22 protein-coding genes are annotated in these 25,346 nt (G+C 73.0%); 13 read left to right on the forward strand and 9 right to left on the reverse strand.

Annotation, left to right across the window (positions count from 1 at the left end):
• The first annotated feature begins 1 nt into the window (after position 1).
• From AB0D31_RS26850 to AB0D31_RS26860, 3 genes are all read left to right on the forward strand, one after another.
• Positions 2 to 793 (forward strand): class I SAM-dependent methyltransferase, encoded by a 792-nt coding sequence (locus AB0D31_RS26850; RefSeq protein WP_362727777.1) that lies wholly within the window; start codon positions 2 to 4, stop codon positions 791 to 793.
• Positions 790 to 1,866: a prenyltransferase gene (locus AB0D31_RS26855; RefSeq protein ID WP_362727779.1), complete on the forward strand. Its 1,077-nt coding sequence runs from the start codon at positions 790 to 792 to the stop codon at positions 1,864 to 1,866. The genes AB0D31_RS26850 and AB0D31_RS26855 overlap by 4 nt, the downstream gene beginning before the upstream one ends.
• A 187-nt stretch (positions 1,867 to 2,053) precedes the next feature.
• Positions 2,054 to 2,635: a hypothetical protein gene (locus AB0D31_RS26860; protein WP_362727781.1), complete on the forward strand. Its 582-nt coding sequence runs from the start codon at positions 2,054 to 2,056 to the stop codon at positions 2,633 to 2,635.
• 20 nt (positions 2,636 to 2,655) lie between these two features.
• Here the strand turns inward: AB0D31_RS26860 and AB0D31_RS26865 are convergent, their stop codons facing one another.
• The 4 genes from AB0D31_RS26865 to AB0D31_RS26880 form a co-directional block, all read right to left on the reverse strand.
• Positions 2,656 to 3,666: an LLM class F420-dependent oxidoreductase gene (locus tag AB0D31_RS26865; protein ID WP_362727782.1), complete on the reverse strand. Its 1,011-nt coding sequence runs from the start codon at positions 3,664 to 3,666 to the stop codon at positions 2,656 to 2,658.
• A gap of 138 nt (positions 3,667 to 3,804) precedes the next feature.
• Positions 3,805 to 4,665, reverse strand: coding sequence for a hypothetical protein (locus AB0D31_RS26870; RefSeq protein ID WP_362727784.1), 861 nt, complete (start codon positions 4,663 to 4,665; stop codon positions 3,805 to 3,807).
• 144 nt (positions 4,666 to 4,809) lie between these two features.
• Positions 4,810 to 5,769: an N-acetylmuramoyl-L-alanine amidase gene (locus AB0D31_RS26875; protein WP_362727786.1), complete on the reverse strand. Its 960-nt coding sequence runs from the start codon at positions 5,767 to 5,769 to the stop codon at positions 4,810 to 4,812.
• Between the two features lie 202 nt (positions 5,770 to 5,971).
• Complete coding sequence (locus tag AB0D31_RS26880; RefSeq protein WP_362727815.1) at positions 5,972 to 6,565, reverse strand: class I SAM-dependent methyltransferase; 594 nt, start codon at positions 6,563 to 6,565, stop codon at positions 5,972 to 5,974.
• A gap of 726 nt (positions 6,566 to 7,291) precedes the next feature.
• Between AB0D31_RS26880 and AB0D31_RS26885 the strand changes: the two genes are divergently transcribed.
• From AB0D31_RS26885 to AB0D31_RS26895, 3 genes are all read left to right on the forward strand, one after another.
• Complete coding sequence (locus tag AB0D31_RS26885) at positions 7,292 to 9,499, forward strand: acyl-CoA dehydrogenase family protein (RefSeq protein ID WP_362727788.1); 2,208 nt, start codon at positions 7,292 to 7,294, stop codon at positions 9,497 to 9,499.
• Positions 9,500 to 9,570: 71 nt separating this feature from the next.
• Complete coding sequence (locus AB0D31_RS26890) at positions 9,571 to 10,758, forward strand: lipid-transfer protein (RefSeq protein ID WP_362727790.1); 1,188 nt, start codon at positions 9,571 to 9,573, stop codon at positions 10,756 to 10,758.
• 116 nt (positions 10,759 to 10,874) lie between these two features.
• Positions 10,875 to 12,314 (forward strand): MFS transporter, encoded by a 1,440-nt coding sequence (locus AB0D31_RS26895; RefSeq protein WP_362727791.1) that lies wholly within the window; start codon positions 10,875 to 10,877, stop codon positions 12,312 to 12,314.
• 133 nt (positions 12,315 to 12,447) lie between these two features.
• On the opposite strand, the gene AB0D31_RS26900 is transcribed toward AB0D31_RS26895, so the two are convergent.
• Positions 12,448 to 13,089, reverse strand: a complete 642-nt coding sequence (locus AB0D31_RS26900; protein WP_362727793.1) for a response regulator transcription factor — start codon at positions 13,087 to 13,089, stop codon at positions 12,448 to 12,450.
• Positions 13,090 to 13,190: 101 nt separating this feature from the next.
• Here AB0D31_RS26900 and AB0D31_RS26905 point away from each other — a divergent pair, with 101 nt between their 5' ends.
• Entirely contained in the window at positions 13,191 to 13,772 is a 582-nt protein-coding gene (locus AB0D31_RS26905; protein ID WP_362727795.1) for a dihydrofolate reductase family protein, read from the forward strand.
• A 42-nt stretch (positions 13,773 to 13,814) separates the two neighbouring features.
• Here the strand turns inward: AB0D31_RS26905 and AB0D31_RS26910 are convergent, their stop codons facing one another.
• The 3 genes from AB0D31_RS26910 to AB0D31_RS26920 form a co-directional block, all read right to left on the reverse strand.
• Positions 13,815 to 15,017, reverse strand: coding sequence for a sensor histidine kinase (locus tag AB0D31_RS26910; protein ID WP_362727797.1), 1,203 nt, complete (start codon positions 15,015 to 15,017; stop codon positions 13,815 to 13,817).
• 123 nt (positions 15,018 to 15,140) lie between these two features.
• Positions 15,141 to 15,863 carry an ABC transporter permease gene (locus tag AB0D31_RS26915; RefSeq protein WP_362727799.1) on the reverse strand — a complete coding sequence of 241 codons (723 nt, stop codon included), beginning with the start codon at positions 15,861 to 15,863 and terminating at the stop codon, positions 15,141 to 15,143.
• Entirely contained in the window at positions 15,863 to 16,777 is a 915-nt protein-coding gene (locus AB0D31_RS26920; RefSeq protein WP_362727801.1) for an ABC transporter ATP-binding protein, read from the reverse strand. The genes AB0D31_RS26915 and AB0D31_RS26920 overlap by 1 nt, the downstream gene beginning before the upstream one ends.
• A 340-nt stretch (positions 16,778 to 17,117) precedes the next feature.
• Between AB0D31_RS26920 and AB0D31_RS26925 the strand changes: the two genes are divergently transcribed.
• From AB0D31_RS26925 to AB0D31_RS26935, 3 genes are all read left to right on the forward strand, one after another.
• A complete protein-coding gene (locus AB0D31_RS26925) occupies positions 17,118 to 17,972 on the forward strand; it encodes a MaoC/PaaZ C-terminal domain-containing protein (protein WP_362727802.1) in 855 nt (284 codons plus the stop codon).
• Positions 17,973 to 18,039: 67 nt separating this feature from the next.
• Entirely contained in the window at positions 18,040 to 19,116 is a 1,077-nt protein-coding gene (locus AB0D31_RS26930) for a Zn-dependent alcohol dehydrogenase (protein WP_362727804.1), read from the forward strand.
• 70 nt (positions 19,117 to 19,186) lie between these two features.
• Positions 19,187 to 20,131 carry a 3-oxoacyl-ACP reductase gene (locus AB0D31_RS26935; protein ID WP_362727806.1) on the forward strand — a complete coding sequence of 315 codons (945 nt, stop codon included), beginning with the start codon at positions 19,187 to 19,189 and terminating at the stop codon, positions 20,129 to 20,131.
• A 446-nt stretch (positions 20,132 to 20,577) separates the two neighbouring features.
• Here AB0D31_RS26935 and AB0D31_RS26940 read toward each other — a convergent pair whose 3' ends face one another.
• On the reverse strand, positions 20,578 to 21,702 hold the full coding sequence (locus AB0D31_RS26940; RefSeq protein ID WP_362727808.1) for a hypothetical protein: 1,125 nt from the start codon (positions 21,700 to 21,702) through the stop codon (positions 20,578 to 20,580).
• A gap of 259 nt (positions 21,703 to 21,961) precedes the next feature.
• Between AB0D31_RS26940 and AB0D31_RS26945 the strand changes: the two genes are divergently transcribed.
• From AB0D31_RS26945 to AB0D31_RS26955, 3 genes are read left to right on the forward strand one after another with little or no spacing between them, the layout of a single operon-like run.
• On the forward strand, positions 21,962 to 22,810 hold the full coding sequence (locus AB0D31_RS26945) for a Nif3-like dinuclear metal center hexameric protein (RefSeq protein ID WP_362727809.1): 849 nt from the start codon (positions 21,962 to 21,964) through the stop codon (positions 22,808 to 22,810).
• On the forward strand, positions 22,807 to 23,550 hold the full coding sequence (locus AB0D31_RS26950) for a C4-type zinc ribbon domain-containing protein (protein WP_362727817.1): 744 nt from the start codon (positions 22,807 to 22,809) through the stop codon (positions 23,548 to 23,550). Before AB0D31_RS26945 ends, AB0D31_RS26950 begins: the two co-directional genes overlap by 4 nt.
• Positions 23,551 to 24,951: a bifunctional RNase H/acid phosphatase gene (locus tag AB0D31_RS26955; RefSeq protein WP_362727811.1), complete on the forward strand. Its 1,401-nt coding sequence runs from the start codon at positions 23,551 to 23,553 to the stop codon at positions 24,949 to 24,951.
• Positions 24,952 to 25,346 lie beyond the last annotated feature (395 nt).

Here is a 25,346-nt window from a genome sequence, read left to right on the forward strand (position 1 = left end):
CGTGCTGACCGTCGACTTCTCCCGCTTCCCGCTCGCCCCGGGCGACCGCGTGCTCGACCTGGGCTGCGGCGCGGGCCGGCACGCCTTCGAGTGCTACCGGCGCGGCGCCCAGGTCGTGGCGCTCGACCAGAACGGCGAGGAGATCCGCGAGGTCGCGAAGTGGTTCGCCGCGATGAAGGAGGCCGGCGAGGCGCCCGAGGGGGCCACCGCCACCGCCATGGAGGGCGACGCGCTCAACCTCCCCTTCCCCGACGAGTCCTTCGACGTGGTGATCATCTCCGAGGTGATGGAGCACATCCCCGACGACAAGGGCGTACTCGCCGAGATGGTCCGCGTCCTGCGGCCCGGCGGACGCATCGCGGTGACCGTGCCCCGGTACGGGCCCGAGAAGGTGTGCTGGGCGCTCTCCGACGCGTACCACGAGGTCGAGGGCGGCCACATCCGCATCTACAAGGCCACCGAGCTCATCGGCAAGATGAAGCAGGCCGGCCTCAAGCCGTACGGGTCCCACCACGCGCACGCGCTGCACTCGCCGTACTGGTGGCTCAAGTGCGCCTTCGGCGTCGACAACGACAAGGCGCTGCCCGTCAAGGCGTACCACCAGCTCCTGGTCTGGGACATCATGAAGACGCCCGGCATCAGCACCGTGACGCGCCTCGCCGAGCGGGCCCTCAACCCGGTCGTCGGCAAGAGCTTCGTGGCGTACGCGACCAAGCCGCACCTGCCCGTGCTCGCGGAGAAGCCCGCACAGAAGCACGCCGAGAAGCCCGCCGAGAAGAGCGTCGCCAAGTGACCTCTCCGGAGCGCACCGAACACCTCGTGCTGCCCGGGGTGCTCACCGCCGGGCAGGCCGGGCGGACGGTCGCGGCGCTGCTCGCCGCGCAGCGCGCCGACGGCGCCATCCCCTGGTTCCGCGGCCACCACCTCGACCCGTGGGACCACACCGAGGCGGCGATGGCCCTGGACGCGGCGGGTGAACACGCCGCCGCCGAGCGGGCGTACGAGTGGCTGGTCCGCCACCAGAACGCGGACGGCTCCTGGTACGCCGCCTACCACGACGGCGAGCACTCCAAGGTCACCGACCACGGCCAGGAGTCCAATTTCGTCGCCTACATCGCCGTCGGGGTCTGGCACCACTACCTCGCCACCGGCGACGACACCTTCCTCGACCGGATGTGGCCCGCCGTCCGGGCCGCCGTCGACTGGGTCCTCGCCCTCCAGCAGAGCGGCGGCCAGATCGGGTGGAAGCGCGAGGAGGACGGCACCGCCGTCAACGACGCGCTGCTCACCGGAAGCTCCTCCGTGCACCACGCGCTGCGCTGCGCGCTCGCCGTCGCCGAGCAGCTCGAAGAGCCGCAGCCCGGCTGGGAGTTGGCGACCGGCGCGCTCGCCCATGCCATCCAGCGCCACCCCGAGCGCTTCCTCGACAAGTCCCGCTACTCCATGGACTGGTACTACCCCGTCCTCGGCGGCGCCCTCACCGGTGCCGACGCCAAGGCCCGTATCGACTCGATGTGGGACGCGTTCGTGGTGCCGGGCCTCGGGGTGCGCTGTGTGCTGCCCAACCCGTGGGTCACCGGAGGTGAGAGCTGTGAACTGGCGCTCGCGCTCTGGGCGATGGGGGAGTCGGACCGGGCCCTGGAGATCCTCCAGTCCATCGGGCACCTGCGGGACGAGGCGTCGGGCATGTACTGGACGGGGTACGTCTTCGAGGGCGACCGCGCGGTGTGGCCGGAGGAGCTCACCACGTGGACGGCCGGCTCGCTGCTGCTCGCGGTGGCGGCGCTCGGCGGCGACGAGGCAACCGGCGCGGTCTTCGGCGGGGAGCGGCTCCCCAGGGGCCTGGCGCCCTCCTGCTGCGGGTAGGACGCCCGCGGGCAGGGCGACCGCGGCCAGGACTTCCGCGGGCAGGGCGACCGCGGCCAGGGAGGCCGTGAGCAGGACTCCCGCAGGGTGGCCGCGAGAGGACGACCCGTACGGAGTCGCCCGAGTGGCGCAGTGCGGTGGGGCGGGTGAGGCTGCCGGGGAGGCCGAACATCCCCCGGAGGTCATCGTGCCCACTACCTTCCCCATCCGCCGCATAATCGTGGCGGTCGTCCTGTCCTGCGCCGTCCTGGTGTCGACGACCGCCTGCGGAGGAGAGACCAGGTCCACCCGGTCCACCACCCAGAACGCCGCGCTCACCGCGGCCGAGAGCACCCCGTCGCCGAGCGCGTCGGCGCAGAAGCAGAAGCTCACCAAGACCCGCTTCGTCGCCAACGCCGGACTCGCGGCCGGCGCCGCCTACCAGTGGATCATCAAGCCGTACAAGGCGGGCAAGTTCAAGAAGGGCGCGAAGGGCCGTACGTTCGCGCTCGTCAAGGCCGGTCTGGCCGGTGCGTTCACGTACAACCGCCTGAAGGCGGCGAGCGAGAACGCCAAGGGTGATCCGCTGCTGTCCAAGGCGATCGCGCCGCTCTCGTCGGGCATCGACTCGCTGAAGAACCTGGGCGGCAAGCTGCGCAAGGGCGACGCGAACGACAGCGATGTCGGCATGTTCGAGAACGTGATCAACAACGTCAAGGGCGCGGGTCAGAAGGCGGGTGCGCCGGTCAAGGACCAGGTGCCGTCCGCGGGCCAGCTCAGCGGCGGCTGAGCTGCGGCTGAGCGGCGCTGCTAGGCGTTGAGCTCCGCGAGCGTGCGGAGCGTCGCAGGGTCCGGTGAGGTGACCAACAGGTCCGTCACCGGGCCCTTGCGCCACAACTCCAGGCGTTCCGCGATGCGTTGACGCGGGCCGACCAGGGAGATCTCGTCGGCGAACGCGTCCGGCACGGCCAGGACCGCCTCGTCGCGGCGCCCCGCGAGGAACAGCTCCTGAACGCGCCGGGCCGCGTCTTCGTACCCCATGCGCGCCATCAGGTCGGCGTGGAAGTTGCGCGCCGCGTGGCCCATGCCGCCGATGTAGAAGCCCAGCATCGCCTTCACCGGCAGCAGGCCTTCGGCGACGTCGTCGCAGAGGTGGGCGCGCACCAGGGGGGCGACCAGGAACCCCTCGCGCAGCTCCGTGAGGGAGGCGGCGTAGGCATCGGTGCGGGTCGGCGACCAGTACAGCGGGAGCCAGCCGTCGGCGATGCGGGTCGTCTGCGCGATGTTCTTGGGTCCCTCGGCGCCCAGGAGTACGGGGATGTCGGGGCGCAGGGGGTGGGTGATGGCCTTGAGGGGTTTGCCGAGGCCGGTACCGTCCGGGCCGCCGTAGGGGTGGGCGTGGAAGCGGCCGTCGAGCTCCACCGGCCCCTCGCGTCGCAGCACTTGCCGGATGACGTCGACGTACTCGCGGGTCGCGGTGAGCGGGCTCGACGGGAAGGGCCGCCCGTACCAGCCCTCGACGACCTGCGGCCCCGAGAGCCCCAGGCCCAGCATCATCCGGCCGCCCGAGAGGTGGTCGAGGGTGAGGGCGTGCATGGCGGTGGCGGTGGGGGTGCGGGCAGCCATCTGTGCGACGGCGGTGCCGAGCCTGATGCGGGAGGTGTGCGCGGCGATCCAGGTCAGCGGGGTGAAGGCGTCCGAGCCCCAGGCCTCCGCCGTCCACACCGAGTGGTAGCCGAACTCCTCGGCGGCACGGGCCAGTTCGAGATGGGCCGGGTTGGGGCCGCGCCCCCAGTAGCCGAGTGCGAGTCCCAGACGCATGTGCCGCCCCCTCCAGGAGAACCGGTGAGAACTGGTCCCGAATGGCCCGCCGAGATCTGACGGGCCGTCAGGGGACTGTAGGGCAACGGCCCCCCGCCCGGAAGGGGCGGGGGGCCGTCGTGGAGCGGTGCGGGCGGATCAGCCGCGCTGGATGCCCGTGGTGTCCTGGAGGACGCCGCGGCGGCCGTCCTGCGTCTGGGCGACCAGGCCGGGACCGCGCTGGTCGACCGCCAGGTACCAGGTGCCCGGGGCGAGTTCGGCGATCGGGGTCGGCGAGCCGTCCTCCGCGTACAGCGGGCGGGCGACGGGGACCGCGAACCAGAACGGGGCGAAGTCGCCGGCCGGGGCGGCCTGCGCCTGGCTGTCCTTGTGCGCGTCCGGGGCCGGGGCCGGCGTCGGGGCCTGCGCGCCGAACGGCTGGGCCTGGGCGGCCTGCTGGCCACCGAGGCTCGGGTCGCCGGGGTGGGCGCCGTAGGGCTGCTGCTGGGCGGCGCCGGGGTAGCCGTAGCCACCGGCCGGCTGGGCCGCGCCCGGGTAGCCGTAGGTCGCGGGGGCGGCGGGGCTCGGGGTGCCCATCAGGGGCGCCTTGAGCGCGCCGACCAGCGGCGAGGCGACCGCGGCCGCGGCGAGGACCAGCGCGGCGATGAGGCCGAGGATCATGCCGGCGCCCGAACCGTGCGCGTCGATGATCGTCCAGAACGCGGTCCACGCGGCGAAGACGGTGAACGCGACACCGAACTGCGTGAGGTCGAGGCCCGCGATCTGCTTGGGCTGCGGCAGCGAACGGCCGACGACGACCAGCACCGCACCGATGATGCCCGCGAGGAACATGCTCATCAGAAGCGAGAGCGAGTCCCAGGCGTTCGGCGCGTCGATGCTCGGGCAGAACTGCCCGGAGCAGCTCGGAGCGGACGTGAGATTCAGGAACGAGGCGATGAACAGCACCACCGCTGCACCGATCACCACGCCGTCGCCTCGTGTGAGGGAGCGGATGTTCACGTAAAAGTCCTCTTTTATGTCGTCTCGTCGGGGCGGTCATCGCTGCCGCCGGTGTACGTGCACACGGCGTGAAGCTCTAGGTGGTTCCCCCTGTTACGGAGAATCTATCGCTTGGATCTGTGGGCCGTACGGCGGGTCGGGAGCCTACCCGCCCAGGAACGCCGTAATGCCGTCTGCGATGCCCTGGGCCGCCTTCTGGTGCCAGTCCGCACTCTTGAGGAGCGCGGAATCCCGGGAATCGCGCATGTTCCCGCACTCGATGAACACCTTGGGAACGGTCGACAGGTTGAGCCCGCCGAGGTCGCTGCGGATGTCCAGGGCGGTGCCGTCGCCCACGTAGTTCGAGGCGTTCATGCCGGTGTCCTGGACGAACTTCCCCGCGATCCGCACACCGAGTTCACGCGAAGGCCCCACGATCGGGGCGGTGTCGGCGGCGCCGCCCTTCACCTTCGCGGGCAGGATCACATGGAAGCCGCGCTGGCCCTGGGCCGCGCCGTCCGCGTGCACCGAGACGACGGCGTCCGCCTTCGCCTGATTACCGATCCGGGCCCGCTCGTCCACACACGGCCCGAATGTCCGGTCGCCGTTCTGGGTGAAGATCACCTTGGCGCCCTGCTTTTCGAGGATCGCCCTGATCCGGTGCGACACATCCAGCGTGAACTCGGCTTCCGTATAACCGTCGTTGGTCTCGGTGCCGGTGGTGTCGCATTCCTTCTCGTTCGTTCCGATGTTCACCGGCTCATTGATCTCTTGTGTATGCCGGAAATTATTCGGATTGTGACCCGGGTCGATGACGACGGTCTTTCCGGCGAGCGGTCCGGTGCCGGTTCCGCCCTGCGGCGGCGTGGGAGATGCGGAGCGCGGGGTGCCCGACGCCGTCAGGGTCGCGGTGTCGGCCCCGGGCAGCGAGGACCGCGCGCCGTGGCTGGGCAGGGGCAGCACCTTGGGCGGCTTGTCGTCCTGCCCGCCGGTGCTGCCCATCGCCTGCCAGACCAGCCAGCCCGCGAGGACGGCCGGCGCGAGGGCGGCGAGGGTGACGAGGGCCCGGCGGCGCCCGCGGCGCGACCGGCTGTCCGGATTCGATGACTCGCTGTCGTACGACACGGGTGCGATGCTAGGCCGTCCCTTTCGGATCGTGCCCGACCCGCGCCGCCCGGCAGCGCGCCTGGCCCAGCCGCCGGGCCCACCCGGGCGCCCCGGGTGTCAGAGCCGCCGGGCCACCTGGGCGCCCCGGGTGTCAGAGCCGCCGGGCCACCTGGGCGCCCCGGGTATCAGAGCCGCCGGGCCCACCCGGGCGCCCCGGGTGTCAGAGCGCGGCGGACGTCCGGCGCAGCACGCGCAGCGAGTCGGTCGCCGAGACCTCGGTGAACGCGCCGGACTCCAGGGCCCGCAGGTAGACGCGGTACGGGGCCTGGCCGGTGAACTCGTCCACCGGGTCGGGGAAGACGTCGTGGATGACGAGCGTGCCGCCCTCGGCGAGCTTCGACGCCCAGCCCTCGTAGTCGGCGGTGGCGTGCTCGTCGGTGTGGCCCCCGTCGATGAAGACGAAGCCGAGCCGCCCGCCCCAGACCCGGGCCACCTGCGGCGAACGCCCGACCACCGCGATCACGTGGTCCTCCAGGCCCGCGGCGTGCAGGGTCCGCCGGAACGTGGGCAGCGTGTCCATCCGCCCCACCTCCGCGTCGACGACCGTCGGGTCGTGGTACTCCCAGCCCGGCTGCTGCTCCTCGCTGCCGCGGTGGTGGTCGACGGTGACCGCGACCGTGCCGGTCTCGCGGGCGGCCTCCGCGAGCAGGATCGTGGAACGCCCGCAGTAGGTGCCGACCTCCAGGAGCGGCAGCCCGAGCGCCCCCGCCGCGGCGGCCGCCTCGTACAGCGCCAGTCCTTCCCGTACGGGCATGAAGCCCTTCGCCGCCTCGAAGGCGGCCAGGATCTGCGGCTTGGGAGAGGCCACGGCCCGGCTCCTTTGGGTCGTAGGTATGTGGGCGGTCCATGGTGCCGTACGCCTGGGCGGCGGGCGTGGGCGGGCGTGGATCCGGGGTGCGGCTTCCTGGGGCACCGCCCCCGACCCCGTTTTGGCCTGGAACGACCCTCGTCCTCAAACGCCGGACGGGCTGGCTGTGCCCATGCCGCCCGGCACCGAGTGGTTACGGGCGTGGGCTGGGTGAGGATGTCCGCGCAGGCCGGCACCGCGTAGGCAGGGGCGCGGGGAACTGCGCGGGTGTCCCAGCACGGTCCGCATCCGAAGGGCGGGGTTGCTGGGGCTCCGCCCCAGGCCCCGTTCGCGCCTGAAGGGCGCTCGTCCTCAAACGCCGGACGGGCTGGCTGTGCCCATGCCGCCCGGCACCGAGTGGTTGCGGGCGTGGGCTGGGTGAGGATGTCCGCGCAGGCCGGCACCGCGTAGGCAGGGGCGCGGGGAACTGCGCGGGCGGGTCGAGGTGTGGCACCACGTCAAGGGAAGCTCACCTGGGGGCGCGGGGAACTGCGCGGGGTGTCGGAGGCGCGCGCCCTGCCTCGGGCAGCGACCGGCGTATTCGCAAGGTCACCTCCACCTGACCTTCCGTCAGAATGGAACGTGTTCTACTCTTGCGCCGTTCCGGGGGCCGGCCGACGGGTGAGGGCGTACATGGGCATCGCGATCACGCAGGAGCAGCGGGAGCTCGCCGCGGCGGTACGCGGCCATCTCGGGCGGGCCGTGCCGGTGGACCAGGTGCGCAAACTCCTCGATTCCCCCGGGCCCGCCGGCGTCCGGCCGCCGTTCTGGGACGGGCTCGTGGAGCAGGGGCTGCTCGGCATCCATCTCGGCGAGGAGTTCGGCGGGGGCGGGCTGCCCGAGCTCGTCGTCGTCCTGGAGGAGGCCGGGCGCGCGCTGCTGCCCGGGCCGTATCTGCCCACGGTGCTCGCCGCGGAACTGCTCCGCAGGGCAGGGGGCCACGACGTGCTCGTCAGGGACCTCGCCGAGGGGCGCAGGACCGCCGCCGTGGCGCTCGGCGCGGGCACCCTCACCGCTGTGGCGCCCGGCGCGGGCGGGGCATCCGCGGGCGCCCTCACCGCCGCCGGCCGCGAGGACGGCCGGCTCCTCGACGGTGTCGCGCCACCCGTACTCGCCGCCGGCCAGGCCGAGTTGGTGGTGCTCGCCGCGAAGGACGGCGACCGGACGGTGTGGCTGGCGGTGGACGCCGACGCCCTGCGGATCACCGCGCACCGCGGCGCCGACCCCACCCGGCCCACCGCCGAGGTGAGCGCCGAGCGCGTCGTGGCCCCGCCGGGCCGGATCCTCGACGTGGACCCGGACCTCGCCCATGACCTCGCCGCCCTGCTGTTCTCGGCCGAGTCCTGCGGCACCGCCGCCCGGGCCCTGGAGATCGCCGTCGCCCACGCCAAGGTGCGCGAACAGTTCGGGCGGCCCATCGGACAGTTCCAGGCCGTGAAACACCTCTGCGCCGACATGCTCGTACGCCTCGAACAGGCCCGCGCCCTGGTGTGGGACGCGGCCCGCGCCATGGACGAGCCCCCCGAGGTGCGGGGCCTCGCCGCCTCGCTCGCCGCGGCCACCGCCCTCGACGCCGCGTTCACCTGCGCCAAGGACTGCGTCCAAATCCTCGGCGGCATCGGCTTCACCTGGGAACACGACGCCCATCTGTATCTGCGCCGCGCCCTCGTCGCGCGCCAGCTCCTGGGCGCCGGGGACACCCACCGGCTGCGGGCCGCCCGCCTCGCCGCCGCCGGCGCCCGCCGGGAGCTGCGCATGGAGCTGCCGCCCGAGGCCGAGAATTACCGCGCGGCGGCGCGCGCGGCCGCCGAAGGGGTACGGGGCCTCGACCCCGGCGCGGCCCGGCGCGCCCTGGCTCCCACCGGGTACGCGGCCCCGCACCTGCCCGCGCCGTACGGACTCGGCGCGGGCCCGGTCCAACAGATCGTCATCCAGGAGGAGTTGAGACGCGCCGGAGTCAAGGTGAGCGATCTCGGCATCGCGACCTGGGTGGTGCCCTCGCTCCTCGCCCACGGCACCGGGCCGCAGCAGGACCGCTTCCTCGCCCCCACCCTGCGCGGCGAACTCCTGTGGTGCCAGCTCTTCTCCGAACCCGGCGCCGGCTCCGACCTCGCCTCGCTGCGCACCAGGGCCGAGCGCACCCCGGACGGCGGCTGGCGTGTCACCGGGCAGAAGGTGTGGACGAGCGCCGCGCAATGGGCCGACTACGGCATCCTGCTCGCCCGCACCGACCCGGACGCCCCCAAGCACAAGGGGCTCACCTACTTCGTCGTCGACATGAAGCGCGCCGAAGGCATCGACATCCGCCCCTTGAAGGAGATCACCGGGGACTCCCTCTTCAACGAGGTCTACTTCGACGGCGCGCTGCTGCCCGCCGACGCCGTCGTCGGCGAGGTGAACGGAGGCTGGCGGGTCGCCCGCAACACCCTGGGCAACGAACGGGTCCACATGGCCGACCAGGTGGCCTTCGACACCGGCCTCGAAGCGCTGATCGCCCGCGCCGGGGAGCTCGACGGGGCGTACCAGCTGCGGATCGGCGCGCTCGCCGCGGAGGCGCACGCACTGGCCTGCATCGGGCTCCGCACCACCATGCAGCAGGTGTCGGGCCTGGAGCCCGGCGCCGGTGCCAGCCTGCGCAAGCTGATCCAGACCCCGCACCAGCAGAAGGTCGCCGAACTCGCCCTCGAACTCCTCGGCCCCGAGGGCGCGTCGGCCGAGGGCCCGGGCGAGCGGGCCATGCACGGCTTCCTCATGGCGCGCTGCCTGACCATCGCGGGCGGCACCACCCAGGTCCAGCTCAACGTCGTCGCCGAGCGCATCCTCGGCCTGCCCCGAGACTGACTGCCCTCCCGAGACCGACTGCCCCCAGCCTGAAGGGTCCCGTTGTCGTGAAAAATGCCATGAGGAACGCGATGAAGAGTTACATCGTCGGTGTCGGCATGACCAGGTTCGAGAAGCCGGAGTCCCGGGACTGGCAGTACTGGGACATGGTGAAGGAGGCGGGAGGCGCGGCGCTCGCCGACGCCGGTATCGCCTACGACCAGGTGGAACAGGTCCCCGTCGGCTACTGCTTCCAGGCCTCCACGGCAGGCCAACGGGCTGTCTACGAACTGGGGTTGACCGGCATACCGGTCTACAACGTCAACAACAACTGCGCGACCGGGTCGAGCGCGCTGATGCTGGCGCGGCAATTCGTGGAGGGCGGCGCGAGCGACTGCGTCCTCGCGCTCGGCTTCGAGAAGATGAAGCGGGGCGCGCTCGGCGGCGGCTCGGACGGCGGCGACTTCGCGACCTCCCCGGTGGCCCGGCACTACGGCGTCATGGCCGCGCGCCACGGCTTCGAGATGACGCCGCCCACCGCGCAGATCTTCGGCAACGCGGCGCGCGAACACATGGAGCGGTACGGGACGACCGCGGCGCAGCTCGCCGCGGTGGGCGCCAAGAACCACCGCCACTCGGTGAACAACCCCAACGCGCAGTTCCAGGAGCCCTATTCGGTGGAGGAGATCCTCGCGGCGAAGACCATCCACCGGCCGCTGACCAAGCTCCAGTGCTCACCGACCTCGGACGGCGCCGCGGCGGCGGTCGTCGTCTCGGAACGGTTCGCCGACCGGCATGGCCTGCGGGACAAGGCGATCGAGATCGCGGGCCAGTCGATGGCGACCGACACCGAGGAGTCGTTCGCGTCGGGGAGCTGCATCGACGCGGTAGGGACACCGATGTCCCGCGCGGCCGGCCGCCAGGCGCTCGAACGCGCGGGGCTCGGCATCGAGGACATCGACGTCATCGAGCTCCACGACTGCTTCTCGATCAACGAGCTGCTCACCTACGAGGCGCTCGGATTGTGCGGGGTGGGGGAGTCCGGCAAGCTCGTCGAGTCGGGCGCGACGACGTACGGCGGCCGCTGGGTGGTCAACCCCTCCGGGGGCCTGATCTCGAAGGGCCACCCGCTGGGCGCGACGGGGCTCGCGCAGGCGGCGGAGCTGGTGTGGCAGCTGCGGGGTGCGGCGGGGCCGCGGCAGGTCGAGGGCGCGCGGGTCGGGCTCGCCCACAACATAGGCCTGGGCGGCGCGGCGGTGGTGACGGTGCTGCGCCGGTGAGTTGTGTCGCGGCCCGCCGCCCAAGCAGGGCACCCGGCATCCGTCCGTCACGGTGGAACCGGGGTCTCGGGGAAAGCGGGTGTAACGGGCACCCGCCCCGTGCGACCATGACCCGCATGGCCCACGCGTCCACTGACACCCACATATCCGCCCCCACCCGAACCCCCCGCACCTGGCCGGTCGTCCTCGCGGCCTGCGCGGGACAGTTCCTCGTCGTGCTCGACGTCTCCGTCGTCAACGTGGCCCTCCCCTCCATGCGCACCGGCCTCGGCATGAGCGCGGGCGGACTGCAATGGGTGGTCAACGCGTACGCCATCGCCTTCGCCGGGTTCATGCTGCTCGGCGGACGCGCGGGCGACCTGTACGGGCGCAAGCGGATGTTCCTCGTGGGCCTCGGCCTGTTCACCGCGGCCAGCCTCGGTGGCGGCCTCGCCCAGGAAGGCTGGCAGCTGCTCGCCGCGCGGGCCGCCCAAGGGCTCGGGGCGGCGGTCCTCGCGCCGGCCACCCTCACCATCCTGACCGCCGCCGTCCCCGAGGGCGCCGCCCGCACCCGGGCGATCGGCACCTGGGCGGCGGTCGGCGCGGGCGGCGGCGCGGCGGGCGGACTCGTCGGCGGGGTACTCACCGACGCCCTGTCGTGGCGCTGGGTGCTGCTCATCAACGTGCCGGTCGGCGCACTCGTGCTCCTCGGCGCCGCGCTGTGGATCACCGAGTCGCGGGCCGGTGTCCGCCACCGGCTCGACCTGCCTGGCGCCGTCCTCGTCACGGCCGGGCTCGCGACGCTCTCGTACGGCATCGTGCAGACGGAGGAGTCGGGCTGGGGCGCCCCAGCGACGCTGGTGCCGCTCGTCGGCGGGCTCGCCCTGCTGCTCGCGTTCCTCGTCGTCGAGGCCCGGACCGCCGCGCCCCTTATGCCGCTGCGGCTCTTCCGGCTGCGGGGGGTGTCCGCCGCCAACGCCGTGATGTTCGTGTGCGGCTCGGCAATGTTCTGCACCTGGTTCTTCATGACCCTGTACGCCCAGAACGTGCTCGGCTACACCCCGCTCGGCGCGGGCCTCGCCCTCATCCCCAGCTCGCTCAGCGTTGTCCTCGGCTCGAAGCTCGCGCCGCGCATCATGCCGAGGACCGGCGCGCGGAACCTGACGGTGCTCGGCATGCTGGTGACGGCGGCCGGGTTCGGCTGGCAGTCCACGATGCGGGCGGACGATCCGTACTGGCTGGCCATCCTGGTACCCGGCATCCTCATGATGACCGGCGCGGGACTTGCCACAACTCCCCTTGCCGCACTGGCCACTTCGGGGGCGGAGCCGGGCGAGGCGGGGCTGGTCTCCGGCCTGATCAACACCTCCAGGACGATGGGCGGGGCGCTGGGCCTGGCCGTCCTGTCCACGGTCGCCGCGTCCAGGACCGGGGTGGTCCAGAGCGCCGAGAACCTCACCGCCGGGTACGCCCTCGCGTTCCGCGTCGGCGGTTTCGTCCTGCTCGGCAGCGTGGTCCTCGCGCTGGTGTGGCTGCCCCGGGCGGCCCGGACAGCGCGGGCGGCCGTACGCGGCTGAGGGACGCCCGGCGCGGGCGGCGCGGCGGGCCGTACGCGGCTGAGGTGGACGCGCGGCATGGGCCGCGGCGGGCCCCCGGCGGGGGCGCGGCGGCTGGACACCGTCGGCGCCTCCGCCGGGGCCCGCCGGTCCGCTACAGCCAGCCCTGCTGGCGGGCCGACCGTACCGCCTCCATACGGTTGCGGGTGTTGGTCTTGCCGATCGCGGACGACAGGTAGTTGCGGACCGTCGACTCCGACAGGTGCAGCTTGCCCGCGATGTCGGAGACGGTCGCCCCGTCCACCGAGGCGTTCAGGACGTCGCGTTCGCGCGCGGTGAGCGGGCTCGGACCGGCGCTGAGGGCGGCCGCCGCGAGCGCCGGGTCGATGACGGTCTCGCCGCGCAGCACCTGCCGGATCGCCTCGGCGAGATCCTCGACCGGGCCGTCCTTCACGAGGAACCCGGCCGCGCCCGCCTCCATCGCGCGGCGCAGATAACCCGGCCGGCCGAACGTGGTGAGGATCAGGACCCGGCAGTCCGGCACCTCGTCGCGCAGCTCCGCCGCCGCGTCGAGGCCGCTCTTGCCCGGCAGTTCGATGTCGAGCAGCGCCACGTCGGGCCGCGAGACCAGCGCCTCGGGCACGATCTTGTCGCCGGCCGACACCTGCGCGACCACCTCCATGTCCTCCTCGAGCCCGAGCAGCAGCGCGAGCGCGCCACGCATCATGCCCTGGTCCTCGGCGAGGAGTACGCGTACGGATGGGGCGGGTCGGTGATCCTGGGGCATCTCGTCCATGGGGTCAGGCTACGGCCAGGGCGCCGCGCGCCCGCGATGAGTTCCGTCGCACTACACGGTCTGTCTCTGTGTACGGATCCCCCGCACCCGAGGAGCTCACCATGACCGCCACCTACACCTTCGACGTCTTCTCCAGCCTGGACGGCTTCGGTGGCGTCACCGATGACAGCTGGGGAGGCTACTGGGGCAAGCAGGGGCCCGAGCTGCTCGATCACCGTCTCGCCCTGTACCGCGAGGAGCAGCGCATGGTCTTCGGGGCCACCACCTACCGGCAGTTCGCGCGGATGCTGGCCGAGAGCACCGAGGAGTCCGGGGTGCGCGACCCCTGGGTCGCCAGGATGCGGAGCCTGCCGGCGACGGTGGTGTCGAGCACCCTGCGCGCGCCGCTGGACTGGCCCGACGCGACCGTGGTGAGCGGTGACGCCGTCGAGGCGGTCGCCCGGCTGAAGAAGGAGTCCCCGGTGCCGCTGCGTTCCCACGGCAGCCTGTCGCTGAACCGGGCGCTGATGGCGGCCGGGCTGGTCGACCGGGTCCAGGTGACGCTCTTCCCCGTGATCACGGGGCGGACCGGAGACGCTCCGATCTTCCGGGGCGCCGACGACTTCGACCTCGAACTGCTCCAGAGCCGCACGCTCGACGGCCGCATCCAGGAGCTGGTCTACCGGCCCACCCTGCACCGCTGAGTCACCGGAGCGATCCGTGCGGACGTCAGGGCCGGCCGGGCGTCAGGGCCGGGCGGGCGCCGTGCTCAGTTCGGCGTCAAGCGCCGTGTCCTGCGGGTCCACCGGGAGTTCGGCGCTGACCTGGAACCCGGTGCGGGGCGCGGGGCCCGCCGTCAGGGAGCCGCCCGCCGCGGCGAGGCGTTCGGTCAGGCCCTTCAGGCCGTTGCCGCCGATCCGCGGGGCGGGGGTGGGCGCGGCGGGTGCGCCCTTGCCGTTGTCGGTGACCGTCAGGATGACCCGCTCCGGCGTGCCCTCGATCACGATCTCGCAGCGCGTCGCGGCGCTGTGGCGTACGACGTTGGTGACGGCCTCGCGCACCACCCAGCCGAGCAGCGCCTCGGCCTGCGCGGGCAGCGGAGGCGCCGACTGGTGTACCAGCGGCTCGACTTCGGCGGCGCCGAGGGCCGAGCGGGCCCGGTCGAGTTCGGTGGCGAGGCTCCCCTCGCGGTAGCCGGTGACGGCCTCGCGGATCTCGGTGAGCGCCTGACGGCCGACCGATTCGATGTCGGCGACCTGGCCGAGCGCCGCGTCCAGATCGCGCGGCGCGAGCCGGCGGGCCGCCTCCGACTTCACCACGATCACCGAAAGGGTGTGGCCCAGCAGGTCGTGCAGATCGCGGGAGAAGCGCAGGCGCTCCTTCTCGACGGCGGTACGCGCCAACTCCTGCCGGGTGTCGCGCAGTTCGCGGACGGTCTCGGAGAGCGAGAGGAGCGCGGCGATCACCATGCCGGACAGGAACGTCCCGTACGCGATGGTCATGTTGGACCACGGGTCGCCGGTCTTGATGCCGGAGATGACGCCGACCGAGCCCGCGAGCACGATGATGACGACGCCGAGCCGCTTGTCGCGCAGGACCGCGCCGCAGGTGAGGGAGAGCAGCGGGAAGAAGAGGAGCCAGTTCCCGCCGTAGCCGAGGCCCAGGGCGTAGGTGACGGCGGCCTGGGCGCCGAGCAGGACCAGGGTCGCCTGCTCCTCGCGCCGCTGCTTGTCGAAGGCACGGAAGGCGACCAGGGCGTACAGGACGGCGAAGGCGAGGATGCCGAGGGCGCCGAGCACCGGGTGGGCCACCTGGCCCTTGGCCACGTCGATGACGGCGCCGGTGCCCATCAGGAGCCAGGGCAGGAAGGTGTGGGCGTTGGCGGGCGGACCGGGAAACTCGTCGGCCTTCGCACCCCGCGCGGGCAGCTTCGGCAGCAGTGATGGCATCGTGTTCTCCCCGTACTGACAGCTCATGAGTTCCACCCGGTCCCGGCCCCGGTCCCAATCCCGGCGCTCACGCGGTGCGTGCGGTCCGGCGTTCGCGCGGTCCGGCTTCACGCGAACCAGCGCTCACGCGGTCCGTGCGGACCGCCGGTAGGAGACCACGGCGTACGCGCCGAAGGCCACCAGCCAGAGCGCCATCAGCGCGATGGTGGCCGCACCCGGGGCGTGGCCCTGCGAGGTGGCCCAGCCGAGATCGGCGAAGCGGTGGGTCGGAGTGTACTCGGCGATCGTACGCAGCCAGCCGGGGAAGGCGGTGACCGGGAACCACAGGCCGCCGAGGATGGCGAGGCCCATCAGACAGGCCACGTTGACGACGCCGGTGGCCTGCGCGGAGAGCCGGTAGCCGTTGCCGAGGCCCAGCATCGTGAAGGGCAGCGCCCCGATCCAGAGCAGCAGCGTGAGCGCGCCCCACTGCCAGGCGTCCAGACGCACCCCGTTGATCAGCGCACCGGAGAGGAACACGGCGAGGATGCCGGGCAGGACGGTCACCGAGCCGCTGATCGCCCGGCCGGTCACCACCTTCGTCGGCGTGAGCGGGGCGATCCGCATCTGCCGCAGCCAGCCGATCGACTTGTCGGACGCGACCCCGGTCCCGACGCCCAGGGCCGCGCCGAGCGCGCCGTAGGCCGCCATGCCGACCATCGACTGGATCTTCCAGTCGTCGCCGTTGCCCGCGCCGCCGATGTTGGTGAAGAGCAGATACATCAGCACGGGCATCCCGATGCCGAAGGTCACGAAGGAGGCGTCACGGAGCGTGCGCCGCATCTCCAGCTTGATGTACTCGAACATCAGACGGTCTCGCTTTCGCGTGCGGTGAGGGAGAGGAAGGCGTCTTCGAGGCTGGCCGGGGCCACTTCGAGACGGCGTACGGCGCCCATGGCGGCGAGCGCGACGACGGTGGCGTCCGAGTCGTCGGTGCGCAGCCGGGCCCGGTCGCCGCGGATCTCGACGGTGACGACGCCCGGCAGCAGCGACAGGCCGGCGCTCGACGTGCCCGCGAGGTCGAAGGAGACCAGGCTGCCGCCGGCCGCCCGCTTGATCTGCTCGCCGGGACCGTCCGCGACGATCCGGCCCTGGTCGATGACGACGATGCGGTCCGCGTTGTCGTCGGCCTCTTCGAGGTAGTGGGTGGAGAACATGACCGTGTTGCCGCGGTCGGCGTAGGTGCGCATCGACTCCCAGAACGCGCGGCGCGCCTCGACGTCGAGGGCGGCCGTCGGCTCGTCGAGCAGCAGCAGTTCGGGGTTGCCGGCGAGCGCCATCGCGAACCGGACCCGCTGGGTCTGGCCGCCGGAGAGCTTGTCGACCCGGCGGTCGGCGAACTCGGTGAGCCCGGCGAGCGCGAGGGCCTCGGCGACCGGCATCGGCTTCGGGTACATGCTGCCGATGAAGAACACCAGCTCCCGCACGGTGACCCGCGGGATGGGGCTGCCCTCCTGGAGCATCGCCCCGACGAGACCGTCCCGCACCGCGCGCTCCGGGGTCCGGTCGAAGACCCGGACCTCGCCGGCGTCGGGTTCGTTCAGGCCGAGCAGGAGGCTGATGGTGGTGGACTTGCCGGCCCCGTTGCGGCCGAGCAGCGCCACGGTCTCGCCGCGCCCGATGGACAGCTCGGCCCCGTTCACCGCCCGGACCGCCCCGTAGGACTTCACCACCCCGCTGAAGCGGACCGCGGTGGCGCTCTGTGTCGTCGTCTGCGTCATGCCCTGAACGCTACGGAGCGGCAGGGCCCCGCCCCAGATGCGCATGTACGGAGCCGGGCAGGACAAATGTCATGGGGCACCCCCGCCGAAAGGTGCACCGGACGGCCCCGGCGCCATAACTGACGTAGCGTCAGGAGCCTTCACAACCGCCGGGGTGTGCGCTATACCTGGGGGCCATCGGCCTAGAACGCGTTCTAGAACGGGTCCGGCAGGCGAGCGGATCCGGTCCGGAGCGGGTGCTTCGTCCGGTCCAGTACGACCTCGGTGGGGCCGACGGTGCGGACGGCCGCACCGAGGTCTTTTCCCCGTGCCCGCACACCGCTCAAGGAGCAGCATCCCGATGCCCATTGATGCCGCGAAGGCGATCGCCGCCGAGCCCCGGTCCACCACCATCACCTGGGACCACAAGGACATTCAGCTCTACCACCTGGGGCTCGGCGCCGGAGTGCCGGCGACCGACCCCGACGAGCTGCGCTACACCCTGGAGTCCCGGCTGCACGTGCTGCCCTCCTTCGCGACCGTCGCGGGCGCGGGCATGGGTGTGGTCGGCGGGCTCTCCGCCCCCGGCATCGAGGTGGACCTGGCGGCGGTGCTCCACGGCGGCCAGGCCATCACCGTGCACCGGCCGATCCCGGTACGCGGCGAGGCCACCTCGACCTCCAGGGTCGCCGCCGTCCACGACAAGGGCAAGGCCGCCATCCTCGTCCTGCGCACCGAGGCCGCCGACGCGGACGGGCCGCTGTGGACCAGCGACGCTCAGATCTTCGTACGCGGCGAGGGCGGCTTCGGCGGGGACCGGGGGCCCTCGGCCCGCGTCGAGCAGCCCGACCGGGCCCCGGACCAGGTCGTCGAGCGCCCCGTCCGCGAGGAACAGGCCCTGCTCTACCGCCTGTCCGGCGACTGGAACCCGCTCCACGCCGACCCCGACTTCGCCAAACTGGCCGGCTTCGAGCGGCCCATCCTGCACGGCCTGTGCACGTACGGGATGACGCTGAAGGCCGTCGTGGACGCGCTGCTCGACGGCGATGTGACCCGCGTCCGCTCGTACGCCACCCGCTTCACCGGCGTGGTCTTCCCGGGCGAGACCCTGCGCATCCGGATGTGGTCGGAGCCCGGCCGGGTCCAGGTGTCGGTGACGGCCGTCGAGCGGGACGACGCGCCGGTCCTCTCGGACACGGTCGTAGAGCACAACTGAGCGTTATGTCCCGGTACTTGTTCCAACACCTGTCCCGGTATGTGAAGGGATCGAGGGGAGCCGCACCATGCGCGCAGCCGTACTGCACGAGATAGGCCAGGACAAGCTCGACGTGGTCGACGACATGGAGGCGACCGGCTTCGGCCCGGGGAAGGTCAAACTCCGCGTCCGCGCCACCGGCCTGTGCCACTCCGACCTCTCGGCGATGAGCGGCGTCCTGCCGCAGCCCGCGCCGTTCGTGCCGGGGCACGAGGGGGCGGGCGAGGTCGTCGACGTGGGCGACGGCGTGACGGGCCTCAAGCAGGGCGACCGGGTCCTGATGTGCTGGCTGCCCGCGTGCGGGGCCTGCCCGTCCTGCAAACGCGGCCAGACCCAGCTCTGCCTGGCCGGATTCATGAACGCCGGCACCCCCAACTTCCGCCGCTCCGGCGGCGATGTGTTCGGCTTCGCGGGGACCGGCACCTTCGCCGAGGAGGTCGTGGTCGCGGCCGGCTGCGCCGTCCCGATCCCGGACGACGTGCCGTACGAGATCGCCGCGCTCATCGGCTGCGGGGTGACCACGGGCCTGGGCGCGGCCATCAACACCGCGAAGGTGGAGGCGGGTTCGTCGGTCGCCGTCATCGGGTGCGGTGGCGTCGGCATCTCCACCATCCAGGGCGCGCGGGTGCAGGGGGCGGCCCAGATCGTCGCCGTCGACCCGGTCGCGTCCCGGCGCGAGGCGGCGCTCAGGTTCGGCGCCACGGAGGCGGTGTCGCCCGATGAGTTCACCGACGCCAAGCAGCGGATCACCGCGGGTGAGGGGTTCGACTACGTCTTCGAGGTGGTCGGCCGCTCGGCGACCGCCCGCACCGCGTACGAGAACACCCGGCGCGGCGGCACCCTGTGCGTGGTCGGCGCCGGCGCCATGGACGACTTCTTCCAGGTCAACATGTTCGAGCTGTTCTTCGACGAGAAGCGCATCCTGCCGTCGATGTACGGCGGCGGCGATGTGCTGCGCTCCTACGAACGGGCCATCGCGCTGTGGCGGGCGGGCCGCATCGACCTGGAGAGCCTGATCACCCACCGGGTGCGGCTCGCCGGGATCAACGAGGCGATCGATCAGATGCGCAGTGGCGAGGCCCTGCGCACCTGCATCGAGATCTGATCCGGCCCGTGTGTCCGATCCGGGCCGTGCGTTCCCTCCCTCCCCACTGCTGCGAGAGGACTCAACCGGCATGACTGCACTGCCACTTGAAGGTCTGTCCGCGATCGTCACCGGCGCCGGGCGCGGGCTCGGCCGGGCCGAGGCGCTGGAACTGGCCCGGCTCGGCGCGGCCGTCGTCGTCAACGACTTCGGACAGCCGGGCCGCGACGGCTCCGGCCAGGCCTCGAAGGGCCCCGCCGAGGAGGTCGCGGCGGAGATCAGGGCGGCGGGCGGCCGGGCCACCGCGCACACCGGCGACGTGGCCGACCACCAACAGGCAGGCGAACTGGTCCAGTTGGCAATCGACACGTACGGCAAGCTCGACATCCTGGTCAACAACGCGGGCATCCTGCGGGACCGGATGATCTTCTCGATGAGCGAGGCCGAGTGGGACTCGGTGATCCATGTGCACCTCAAGGGGCACTTCAACACGACCCACTTCGCGGCGGCGCACTGGCGCGGGCGCTCCAAGGCGGCGGGCGGCCCGGTCTACGGCCGCATCGTGAACACCTCCTCGGAGGCCTTCCTCGCCGGGTCCGCGGGCCAGCCCAACTACGCGGCGGCGAAGGGAGGCATCGTCGGCCTCACCACGTCGACGGCGCTCGCGCTCGCCAAGTACGGGGTGACGGCCAACGCGATCTGCCCGCGGGCCCGCACGCGGATGACCGAGGACGTGTTCGCGGGGTTCGCGGAGCCGGCCGAGGGCCGGCTCGACCCGCTGGCGCCGGAGCACGTCTCGCCGCTGGTCGGCTACCTGGCCTCGCCTGCGGCGGGGAGGGTCAACGGGCAGCTGCTCGTGGTCCACGGGGGGATGGTCGCGATCGTCGAACGGCCGCGGGTGGCTGCGCAGTTCGACACGTCGAAGGAGGTCTTCTCCTACGAGGAGCTCGACGAGCTGATCTCTCCCTACTACGCGGGCCGCCCCGAGGGGGAGACGTTCGCGGCGGCGGAGGTGCTGGGGCTGCGGCGCGCCTGAGCCTCGCGCCGGGGCCGGGCCCGCTTTCGAACCCGGCCCCTGAATCCGCTTGCGCCTGCGGGCGCCGGTGCCCCTGCCCGTGAACCCGCTTTCGCCTGCGGGCCGTGCGTGGCTGGTCGCGCAGTTCCCCGCGCCCCTGAAGACGTCGGTCACCTGCGGACGTGCCCGCGTCTCGCGCAGTTCCCCGCGGCCCTGGGTGGGTTGTCCTTGGCGGGGTGCCCAGGGGGGGGCTGGGTCTGGGGCGGACCCCCGGGGTCAGGCGGGGGTGGGCGGGGTTTCGTCGCGGCGGTGGCGTCCGTGGGGCGGCGTCACGGAATCCTCCGTGGAAGCGGCCCCGCCCCGATGCCGCCCCGCATGGTCGTTCCCCGTCTCCTGCGGACGGATGTCGGTCTGGTTGGACATGAGCTGTCGTCACCCCGTAGTCGTTCTCGTACTGGCCGCCGATTCTAACGATCACCCGGCACGGGCCGACGGCCGGTCAGAGGTGCCTGACCCAGCGGGACCGGTCTGGCCGCCGCCGGCTTCGCGGGGGCCGGCGGCGGCGCCGGCACCGGGTCGGGCGGCGCGGGCAGCTCGTGCACCGCGCACGGGCTCGCCTCGGTGGCATACGGAAGCCGGAGCACCCCTTCCGGTGTCCACAGGCCGCTGCCCGCCAACCAGCCTTGCGGCGCGGGCAGTTGATGCAGGTGGCGCCCCGCGGGGCGCCACACGCCGACCCACGTGCCGGCCGCCGCGTCGATGCGCAGGGCCACCGCGCAGGACTCCGGCATCAGAACCTGGCCCGGCTGTACGGCGAACGGCGTGATCGCCGCGTCGGCCAGGCGCAGGCACTCGGGGAAGCGCACCGGGAGCGCGGAGCCGAGCACCCCCCAGCCGAGCCGGTCGTGACCCGGGGCGTCCGAGCGGATCAGGATGAGCCCGCTGTCGGCGTCGGCGAGCAGCAACCGGTCGTCGCTGTCCTCGGTGATCTGGAGCAGCTCGGTGACCTCGCCGCCGCGCTCCAGGTCGACGACGACCGCCTTGGTGCGGCCGTCCAGCTCCCGGTCGAGGGCGAGCATCCGGCCGGTGCGGTCGAGCCACACCCCGCCCGAGCAGCGCCCCCGGAGCCGGGCGACCAGCTCGGGGCCGAACGCGCCGCCCGCCACCAGCCACAGCGCCGTGCCGTCCGGGCCCGCAGCGATGGCGTACGCGCAGCTGCCGTCCGGGGACGGCGGGAGCAGGGTGAGGTCGTCCGTACCGGCGTCGACCGCGCCCAGCGGCAGCTCGCCGGTGGCGGGCCCGGTGGGGTAGAGCAGGGCGAAGGAGTGCCGGTCGGCGATCCTGCGGTGGATGAGCACCCGGCCGTCCGCCATGGGCAGCACCCCGGCGTCGGGCTCCTCCGGCTGGTTGCCGGGGAGCGGCACCGCGTACGGCTCGGGGCCGTCGAGCGTCCAGCGCTCGGGGAACCAGGCCGCGCCGCCGCCCTCGTCACACACCAGCCTCGCGGCGTACGAACCGTCCGCCGTGATGGCGAATCCCGCACTCCTGACCGCGCCGCCCTCGGCAGCGGTCTCGATGGCCAAAGCCGTCATCAGATGGGTCACCTCCGGCCACCGAAGCTAGTTTTCGCCGCTCCGGCCGGACAACACGAGACCACGCGCTTCACACCAATGGGTGGCGGTCGCCGGATTCGCCCACCAGGGGCAGGACCGATGTGCAGGAACGATTTGTGTGAGGCGAGGCGTACCTCGGCCTGCCGGGCCGGGCGCCCTCGGCCCCCGGCCCGGGGCGGGGCGACGTGAGCCACCGGCGGCCGACCGGCGGGGCGCGCGGCGCAGGTAACCTGTCTGCGTGCCCCGTCTGTCTGAAGTCATCGCCGCGCTCGACGCCCTCTGGCCGCCCGAGCGGGCCGAGGGGTGGGACGCCGTCGGCACCGTCTGCGGCGACCCCGACGCCGAGGTGCGCCGGGTCCTGTTCGCCGTCGACCCCGTCCAGGACATCGTGGACGAGGCCGTCACGCTCGGCGCCGACCTCGTCGTCGCCCACCACCCGCTCTATCTGCGCGGCACCACCACGGTCGCCGCCGGCCACTTCAAGGGCCGTGTGGTGCACACCCTGATCAAGCACGACATCGCCCTGCATGTCGCGCACACCAACGCCGACACCGCCGACCCGGGCGTCAGCGATGCCCTGGCCGGCGCCCTCGACGTCCGCGTCATCGGCCCCCTCGTGCCCGACGCCACCGACCCGGCCGGCCGCCGGGGCCTCGGCCGCGTCTGCGCGGTGGAGCCCCCGATGACGCTCGGCGCGTTCGCCGCCCGCGCCGCCGCCCGGCTCCCCGCCACCTCGCAGGGCATCCGCGTCGCCGGCGACCCCGACGCGCTCGTGACGACCGTCGCGGTCAGCGGGGGCTCCGGCGACAGCCTCTTCGACGCCGTACGCGCCTCGGGAGCCGACGCCTTCCTCACCGCCGACCTGCGCCACCACCCGGTCTCCGAAGCCACCCAGCACTCTCCGCTCGGCCTGGTCGACGCCGCGCACTGGGCCACCGAATGGCCCTGGTGCGAGCAGGCCGCCGCCCAGCTCGACGAGATCTCCGACCGTCACGGCTGGGACCTGAGGGTCCACGTCTCGAAGACGGTCACCGACCCCTGGTCGGCCCACCACACCTCCCCTTCTATTGATGGAGCCCCCAACTGAACGCCGCGCCCGCCGACCAGATCCGCCTCCTCGACGTACAGGCGCTGGACGTCCGCCTGTCGCAGCTCGCGCACAAGCGCACCTCGCTGCCCGAGCACGCCGAGATCGACTCGCTCACCAAGGACCTCACCCAGCTGCGCGACCTCCTCGTCGCCTCGCAGACCGAGGAGAGCGACACCGCCCGCGAGCAGACCAAGGCCGAGCAGGATGTGGACCAGGTGCGTCAGCGCGCCGTCCGTGACCAGCAGCGCCTCGACTCCGGCGCGGTCTCCTCGCCGAAGGACCTGGAGAGCCTCCAGCGCGAGATCGTCTCGCTCGCCAAGCGCCAGGGCGACCTCGAAGACGTCGTCCTCGAAGTCATGGAGCGCCGCGAGGCCGCCCAGGAGCGGGCTGCCGAACTGACCGAGCGGGTCTCCTCCGTGCAGGCCAAGACCGACGACGCCACCGCGCGCCGCGACGCCGCGCTCGCCGGGCTCGACGCCGAGATCGCCTCCGCGACCAAGGAGCGCGAGATCGTCGCCGGGTCCGTGCCGGCCGACCTCCTCAAGCTCTACGACAAGCTGCGCGCCCAGCAGGGCGGCGTCGGCGCGGCCCGCCTCTACCAGCGCCGCTGCGAGGGCTGCCGCCTGGAGCTCAACATCACCGAGGTCAACGAGGTCAAGGCCGCCTCCCCCGACACGGTCCTGCGCTGCGAGAACTGCCGCCGCATCCTGGTGCGCACCTCGGAATCGGGTCTGTAAGTGCCTGACGCGGTACGGGAGTTCGTCGTCGAGGCCGACGGCGGCTCCCGGGGCAACCCGGGTCCCGCCGGCTACGGCGCGGTCGTCCTCGACCCGGCGACCGGCGAGACGCTCGCCGAGGCCGCCGAGTTCATCGGTGTCGCCACGAACAATGTCGCCGAGTACAAGGGGCTCATCGCCGGGCTGCGCGCCGCGCGCGCACTCGACCCGGCGGCGCGGGTCCGGGTCCGCATGGACTCCAAGCTGGTCGTCGAGCAGATGTCGGGCCGCTGGAAGATCAAGCACCCCGACATGCGGCCGCTCGCGGCGGAGGCGGGGCGCATCCTGCCGCCCGCGCAGGTGGCGTACGAGTGGATCCCGCGCGAGCGCAACAAGCACGCGGACCGGCTCGCCAACGAGGCGATGGACGCGGGCAAGCGGGGCGAGCGCTGGTCGCCGTCACGCTCCACGGCCGACCTGTCCGCCTCGCCGGACGAACGCGCGGCCCGGGTGGTCGGTGACGCGGCCGCGGGCGCGGCGCGGGCGCGGGCGGCGTTGGCCGGTGCGGCGGCTGCGACGGCCGGGGCTGTTTCGGCCGGGTCGGCTCGGGCCGCCTCGGCCGGGTCGACTCGGGCCGCGTCGGCCGGGTCGACTCGGGCCGCGTCGACTTCGGCCGGGTCCGCTCCGGTCGTCGTGCCCGGCCCGGGCCGTGGCGGCGCGGCCCCGGCCTCAACACCCGTACCGGACAAGCCGGTTGAGGCCGCGCCGAGCGTCGGCTGGGGTACCTCCGCCGATCTGGGAGCGCCTGCCACGTTCGTCCTGCTGCGGCACGGCGAGACGGCGCTCACGCCCGCCAAGCGGTTCTCCGGCAGCGGCGGGACCGATCCCGAACTCTCGGCCGTCGGGCGCGGCCAGGCCGAGCGCGCCGCCGCGGCCTTCGCCGAGCGCGGCACCATCGAGGTCGTCGTCTCGTCCCCGCTGCGGCGGTGCCGTGAGACCGCGGCCGCGGTCGCCGGCCGCCTCGGGCTCGACGTCCACATCGAAGAGGGCCTGCGCGAAACGGACTTCGGTGCATGGGAGGGGCTCACCTTCGCCGAGGTGCGTGAGCGTCACCCGGACGACCTCGACGCCTGGCTGGCCTCCGCGAAGGCCGCCCCGACGGGCGGCGGCGAGAGCTTCGCCGCGGTGGCCCGCCGGGTCGCCGCGGCCCGGGACCGCCTGATCGCCGCGCACCCCCGGCGCACGGTGCTCGCCGTGACCCATGTGACCCCCATCAAGACCCTGGTCAGGCTGGCGCTGGGGGCACCCCCGGAGTCTCTGTTCCGGATGGAACTCTCGGCGGCGTCGATCTCGGAGGTCGCGTACTACGGCGACGGCAACGCGTCGGTACGGCTGCTCAACGACACGGGGCACCTGCGGTGAGCTCGGGGGTGCTCGGGGGTGCCCCGGGTGCCCCCGTGCCTGGGGTGGTTCCGGGGTGCCCCGTACCTTGAGGTGTTCTCCTGGGTGCCCCGGAGCCCGGGGTGTTTCGGGGTTCTGAAGGGTTCCGGATGCTTTGGGGGCACTGAAGCACTGGGGCCCTGGGGGCGTCTTCGGGTGCGGGCCGTGCGTGGCTGGTCGCGCAGTTCCCCGCGCCCCTGAGGGCCGCGCCCCTGGGAGCCGGCTTTTTGGGCCCCGTGTCCTGGGAGGGCGGGCATCCTGGGTGGGGCCGGTCGCTGGGGGGTGCCTCTATGTCTTTCGTCAAGGCACCCCTGGCGGGTTTGGGGTGGTTCAGGGTTGCTGGGGTTATGCGGCTAGTTCGACGTCCTTCGGTGTCC

The sequence above is a fragment of the Streptomyces sp. NPDC048361 genome (genome assembly GCF_040651795.1).
GTDB lineage: Bacteria > Actinomycetota > Actinomycetes > Streptomycetales > Streptomycetaceae > Streptomyces.